Consider the following 7,095-nt stretch of genomic DNA (forward strand, 5'->3'; position numbering starts at 1 on the left):
GTCCGTTGGCGAATACGCGGGTGTATGTGCTGGATGCGGGTCTGTCGCCGGTGGCGGTGGGTGTTGCGGGTGAGTTGTATGTGGCGGGTGCGCAGTTGGCGCGGGGGTATCTGGGTCGTGCGGGCTTGACGGCTGAGCGGTTTGTCGCGGACCCCTTCGCGGTGGTGTCGGGTTCGCGGATGTATCGGACCGGGGATGTGGTGCGCTGGAACGCGGACGGGGTGCTGGAGTTCGTCGGCCGGGCGGATGCGCAGGTGAAGGTGCGGGGTTTCCGTATCGAGCCGGGTGAGGTCGAAGCGGTCCTGGTGGGGCACGGGCAGGTGGCTCAGACGGCCGTGGTGGTGCGGGAGGACATCCCGGGGGACAAGCGGCTGGTCGCGTATGTGGTGCCGGCATCTGACGGTGATGGTGCTGTCGATACGGCGGTGCTGCGTGGATTCGTGGCGGGGCGGTTGCCGGAGTACATGGTGCCGTCGGCGTTCGTGGTGCTGGATGTGCTGCCGTTGACGCCGAACGGGAAGCTGGACCGGCGGGCGTTGCCGGCGCCGGAGTACGCGTCGGATGCGTCCGGGCGGGCTCCCCGGACGCCGCGGGAGGAGATCCTGTGCGGTCTGTTCGCCGAAATCCTCGGCGTGGATGCCGTCTCGATCGATGACAGTTTCTTCGATCTCGGTGGTCATTCGCTGCTGGCGACCCGTTTGGTGAGCCGGATCCGTTCCAAGCTCGGGATCGAGGTGAGCATCCGGTCGCTGTTCGAGGCGCCGACCGTTGCCCACCTTGTCGACCGACTCGACGAGGTAGTTCGAGTTCGGGACCGGAGTGCGGCGGAGCTGGCGTGGCGGGAGTCGTTGGCGGGTGTGGAGGAGGCTACGCGGCTGGCTCCGGTGCGGGTGGGTCGGGTTCCGGTGGCTCCGGAGCGGGTGACGGTGGTTCTGCCGGAGGAGTTGACTGTTGCGTTGTCGGCGGCTGCCCGTCGTTGTGGGGTGACGCTGAATACGGTGGTCCAGCAGGCGTGGGCGGTGGTGCTGGGGCATTTGACTGGCCGGGACGATGTGGTGTTCGGGGCGACTGTTTCCGGACGGTCGGTCCAGGTTCTCGGGGTCGAGTCGATGGATCTGTTCATCAACACGGTTCCGGTGCGTGTGCGTCTGAAGCCGGGTGAGGTTCTGCGGGAGGCGCTGGTACGGCTCCAGGGCGAGCAGAGCGTCCTATTGGCGCATCAGCATCTGAAGCTGACCGATATTCATGGCCTTACTCCGGCCGGTGAGCTTTTCGACACTGTGGTGGTGTTCGAGAATCCTCCTGTTGAGGACGAGGCCTTCGAGCAGGCGACGTCTGCTCAGGCTCATGATGCCGGTCATTACCCGATGAGTTTGAGGGTGCTGCCTGGGGATCGTATTGAGTTCCGTATGGAGTACGGCCCTGATCTGTTCGCCCGTACGGAGGTGGAGGGACTCGGTAGTCGGCTCGTCCGTGTACTCCGGGCCGTTGCTGAGACTCCTGAGATCCCTTTGGGTCGGGTCGGGATGCTCGACGAGCCCGAGCGTGAACGTGCGCTTTCTGCGTTGCATGGGCGTGTTGAGGGCGGGGAGTTCCGGGACGTCGTCGACAGGATCAGGGATGTTGCCCGGCGGCAGCCCGATGCTGTGGCCGTCACGGACGACGGGGGGGACGTCACGTATGGCGTGCTGGTGTCCCGTGCGAGTGCTCTGTCGAAGCGTCTTGCGGGGCGTGGGATAGGGGCGGGTGCTCTTGTCGGGATTCTTTCGGATCCTGGTGCGGGCTTTGTGGGGTCGGTGCTGGGGGTGTTCGGTTGTCGGGCGGGTTATATCCCTCTGGACCCGCAGGCTCCGACGGCGCGGAGCGTGACGTATCTCGCTGACAGTGGTGCGAACTGCCTCCTGACGGAGGAGAAGTATCTCGAACGTGCGCGGGCCATCGCTGGTGCGTCGGGGGGCGCCGTCGAGGTGCTGGTCATGGACGACGAGCAGGACGGCGCGGAGTGGTATCCGAACGGATCCAGGGGCTACGACATCGCGTACTCCATCTTCACGTCGGGTTCGACGGGGCGGCCGAAGGGCGCGATGGTTCACCGGGCCGGCATGGAGAACCATCTCCTGGCGAAGATCGGGGATCTGGAGCTCTCCTCAGCGGACCGTGTCATGCAGAACGCGCCGCTGACCTTCAACATCTCCGTGTGGCAGATGTTCGCCGCTCTGATGCTCGGCGGAAGGATCCGAGTCGTCGACCGGACGACGGCCGCCGACCCGCGCGAGCTCTTCCGACGCGTGGCGGACGAGGGTGTGTCGGTCCTGGAGGTCGTGCCCTCGCTGCTGCGGGCGGCTCTGGACATGTGGGATGCCGGTGGTGAGCGGGTTGTGTTGCCGGGGCTGCGCTGGCTGGTGGTGACGGGAGAGGCTCTTCCGGGGAGCCTGTGCGAGCGCTGGTTCGCGCGGTATCCGGATATCCCTCTGGTGAACGCGTACGGGTCGACGGAATGCTCGGACGATGTCTCACACGCCATCATCACGAGCGGGGACTACGCGGCGGAGAAGAAGGTCACCATCGGCCGCCCTATTCGTAATATGCGGCTGTATGTGCTGAACGAGGCACTCCAGCCGGTTGCCATGGGAATGCCTGGGGATCTGTACGTGAGTGGTGTGGGCGTCGGGCAAGGCTATGTGGGTGACGCGAACCGCACCGCAGCCGCCTTCGTAGCTGATCCTTACTCCGGTCAGCCCGGGGCGCGGATGTATCGGATGGGTGACTATGTCAGGTGTCTCCCGGACGGTCGTCTTGAGTTCGTGGAACGGCGGGATCATCAGGTCAAGATCCGCGGGCAGCGACTCGAACTCGGCGAAATCGAAACCGTCCTGGCAGAGCATGTTCTCGTAGGCCAAGCGGCTGTGGTGCTTCGGGAGGATGCCCCGGGTGACAAGCGCCTGGCTGCGTACGTGGTGCCGGGTGCCGGCACATCCACCGGCGTTCTCGACCCGGCCGCGCTGCGTGGGTTCGTGGCGGGGCGGTTGCCGGATTACATGGTGCCGTCGGCATTCGTCACGCTCGATGCGCTGCCGTTGACGCCGAACGGGAAGCTGGACCGGAATGCCCTGCCCGCCCCGGAGTATGCCGCGGGTGTGGGGCGTGGGCCGCGTACGTCGCGGGAGGAGATCCTGTGCGGCCTCTTCGCCGAGGTGCTGGGTGTGGAGTCGGTCTCGATCGACGACAACTTCTTCGAGCTGGGTGGTCATTCGCTGCTGGCGACTCGTTTGGTGAGCCGGATCAGGGCGGTGCTCGGGATCGAGGTGGGCATCCGGGCGTTGTTCGAGGCGCCGACGGTTGCGGGCCTTGTCGAGCGACTCGATGAGGGTGGTCGGGTTCGGGAGCGGTTGGGTGTGCGGGCGCGGCCGGAGGTTCTTCCGGTGTCGTTCGCCCAGCGTCGGCTGTGGTTCCTGGGCCAGCTGGAGGGCGTCTCCGCGACGTACAACATTCCTCTCGTGCTGCGGCTGACCGGGACGCTCGATGTGGGGGCGTTGCAGGCGGCGTTGGGGGATGTGGCGGGTCGTCATGAGAGTTTGCGGACGGTGTTTCCGCAGGTGGACGGTGAGCCGCGGCAGGAGATCCTGACGGGCGCCGCCGGCGTACCGCACTGCCTGGTCGAGCAGGTTCCGGAGCCAGAGGTCGCCGCCGCGATCTCAGCCGTGGTGACAGCGGGGTTCGATCTGGCGCTGGACCTGCCATGGCGGGTGCGGGTGCTCCAGCCGGCCCCGGACGAGTGGGTCCTGGTCGTGGTGGTGCACCACATCGCTGCGGATGCCTGGTCGATGGGACCCCTGGTGAGGGACCTCTCCCTTGCGTATGTGGCTCGCTACAAGGGCGAGGCTCCGGTGTGGGACACCCTTCCGGTGCAGTACGCGGACTACACGTTGTGGCAGCGGGAGGTCCTGGGTGATGAGGACGACCCGGAGAGCGTGCTTGCGGGGCAGGTGGCCTACTGGACGCGGGCTCTGAACGACCTGCCCGAGCAGTTGGAGTTGCCGGTGGATTTCCCGCGTCCGGCGGTTGCTTCGCACGAGGGTGCTTCGGTGGCTGTGCGGGTCTCGGCCGAAACGCATGCGCGGCTGGTGGAGTTGTCTCGCGCGTGTGGTGCGAGTGTGTTCATGACGGTGCAGGCCGCGTTGGCGGTGCTGTTGTCGAAGATGGGCGCCGGCCACGACATCCCGGTCGGAACCCCGATCGCGGGACGCACCGATGACGCCCTCGACGACCTCGTCGGGTTCTTCGTGAACACACTGGTCCTGCGGACCGATGTCTCAGGTGATCCGACGTTCCGGCAGGTCGTCGAGCGGGTCCGGGAGGCCGACCTCGCCGCGTATGTGCATCAGGACGTGCCGTTCGAGCGGCTGGTGGAGGTCCTCAACCCGGCCCGTTCCATGGCCCGCCACCCCCTCTTCCAGGTCATGCTCACCGTTCAGCACCATGCACCGCTCCTGAGCAACATCCGCAGTGCTACGACCGGATCCACGACCGAGCACGAACTCGATCTGCCCAACCTGACCGTGCGGCCGGAGTCGACGGACGGGACGGTGGCGAAGTTCGACCTGTCCGTCAGTCTGGGCGAGACCCACACCGACAGCACACCCGCGGGTCTCGAAGGACGATTGGACTACCGAACCGATCTGTTCGAAGCGGCGACCATCGAACTCCTCGCCCAGCGACTGGTCCATCTCCTCGACACCGTCACCGCCGACCCGGACACTCCCGTTCGGCGTATTGACGTCGTGGACGCGGGCGAGCGCGAGCAGATTCTGCTCACGTGGAATGACACGGCCTCCGAGGTACCCGAGGCAACACTCACGGAACTGTTCGAAGCCCAGGCTCTACGTACCCCCGACGCGATAGCCGTCGTGAGTGGCGGGGTGGAACTTACCTACGCACAACTGAACGAGCACGCGGATCGGCTGGCCGGACATCTCGCCGGCCAGGGCGCCGGACCCGAGCGGGCCGTAGGCCTGTGGATGGAACGGTCGGCAAAGCTGGTGACCGTGCTGCTGGCCGTACTGAAGACCGGCGCGTACTACGTGCCGTTGCACGAGGGACATCCCCCGAGCCGTCTTCGGCTGGTCCTGGAGGACTGTGAAGCCGAACTGCTGGTGACGGACCGGCCCGCGCAAGCACGTGAGTTCGCCGGGACCGCGCAGATCATTTCCCCCGATGCGGCCCTTGAGGCCGCTTCCACGGCGGAACGTGTGCAGCGGGCTGGTGCAGGTGGCGCAGACGGGCTCGCCTATGTGATGTACACCTCAGGCTCGACAGGTGAGCCCAAGGGCGTGGCCGTCACCCACCGCGGGGTCGCCGACCTCGTGCTGAACAGGTCCTGGAAGACGGACAACCACGAGCGCGTGCTCTTCCACTCACCGCACGCCTTCGACGCTTCGACGTTCGAACTCTGGTTCCCTCTCCTCTCCGGCGGAACCATCGTTGTGGCTCCTGAGGGAACGTTGGACGCAACGTCCTTGGAACAGCTGATCAAGGCTCATGAGATCAGCGGCGTGGTTCTGACAGCCGGGCTCTTCCGGGTCATAGCGGAGGAGACCCCGACATGCCTCGCCCAGCTCCGTGAGGTGCTGACGGGTGGTGATGTGGTGTCGCCCGTGGCGGTGCGGCGGGTGTTGGACGCGTGTCCGGACACTGCGGTGCGGGTGTTGTACGGGCCGACGGAGATCACGCTGTGTGCGACGCGGTATGAGGTTCCGGCGGGCGTGGCCGTCGCCGGGTCGGTGCCGATCGGGCGTCCGATGGACAACACGCGGGTGTATGTGCTGGATGCAGGCCTGTCGCCGGTACCGGTGGGTGTGGCGGGTGAGTTGTACATCGCGGGCGCCGGTCTGGCGCGGGGTTATGTGGGTCGTGCGGGTCTGACGGCTGAGCGGTTTGTCGCGAACCCCTTCGCGGTGGTGTCGGGGTCGCGGATGTACCGGACCGGGGATGTGGTGCGCTGGAACACGGACGGGGTCCTGGAGTTCCTCGGCCGGGCGGACGCACAGGTGAAGGTGCGGGGTTTCCGTGTCGAGCCGGGCGAGGTCGAGGCGGTTCTGGCGGGGCACGGTCTGGTGGGCCGGGCGGCGGTTGTGGTGCGTGAGGACGTGCCGGGGGACAAGCGCCTGGTCGCCTACTTTGTGCCTGCCGCCGGTGATGATGCCGTCGTGGACACGTCGGTGTTGCGTGAGCATGTGGCGGGGCGGTTGCCGGAGTACATGGTGCCGTCGGCGTTCGTGGTGCTGGATGCGCTGCCGTTGACGTTGAACGGGAAGTTGGATCGGAGGGCGTTGCCGGCGCCGGAGTATGCCGCGGGTGTGGGGCGTGGGCCGCGTACGTCGAGGGAGGAGATCCTGTGCGGTCTGTTCGCTGAGGTGCTGGGTGTTGAGTCGGTGTCGATCGATGACAGTTTCTTCGAGCTGGGTGGTCATTCGCTGTTGGCGACTCGTCTGGTGAGTCGGGTCCGTTCCGTCCTCGGGGTCGAGGTGAGCATCCGGGCGTTGTTCGAGGCGCCGACGGTGGCGGGTCTGGTGGGTCGGTTTGATGAGGGTGGTGGGGTTCGGGAGCGGTTGGGTGTGCGGGTGCGGCCGGAGGTTCTTCCGGTGTCGTTCGCGCAGCGTCGGCTGTGGTTCCTCGGTCAGTTGGAAGGCGTCTCCGCGACATACAACATCCCTCTCGCCGTCCGTCTGAGTGGGGCGCTTGATGTGGGGGCGTTGCGGGTGGCGTTGGGGGATGTGGCGGGTCGTCATGAGAGTTTGCGGACGGTGTTCCGGCAGAGCGTGGATGGTCAGCCGAGCCAGCTCGTCCTGGACCCTGTTGTGGGTGTGCCCGGGATCAGTGTCGAGTCGGTGTCCTCGGACGAGGTGGCTTCGGCGGTGGCCGTGGTTGCGGGTATGGGTTTTGACTTGGAGCGGGATCTGCCGTGGCGGGTGCGGTTGTTGGAGGTTGCCGACGCGGTCGGTGAGTGGGTTTTGGTGGTGGTGGTTCATCACATTGCGGCTGATGGCTGGTCGATGGCGCCTTTGGCGCGGGATCTGTCGCAGGCGTATGCGGCGC

At 66.4% G+C, this 7,095-nt stretch carries 1 protein-coding gene; it reads left to right on the forward strand.

Annotated elements, in window-relative coordinates:
* On the forward strand, nucleotides 1–7,095 hold a 7,095-nt coding region (locus tag ACWIHT_RS47045), incomplete at both ends, for an amino acid adenylation domain-containing protein (protein ID WP_456174800.1).

The sequence above is a fragment of the Streptomyces sp. NPDC002276 genome (genome assembly GCF_053891435.1).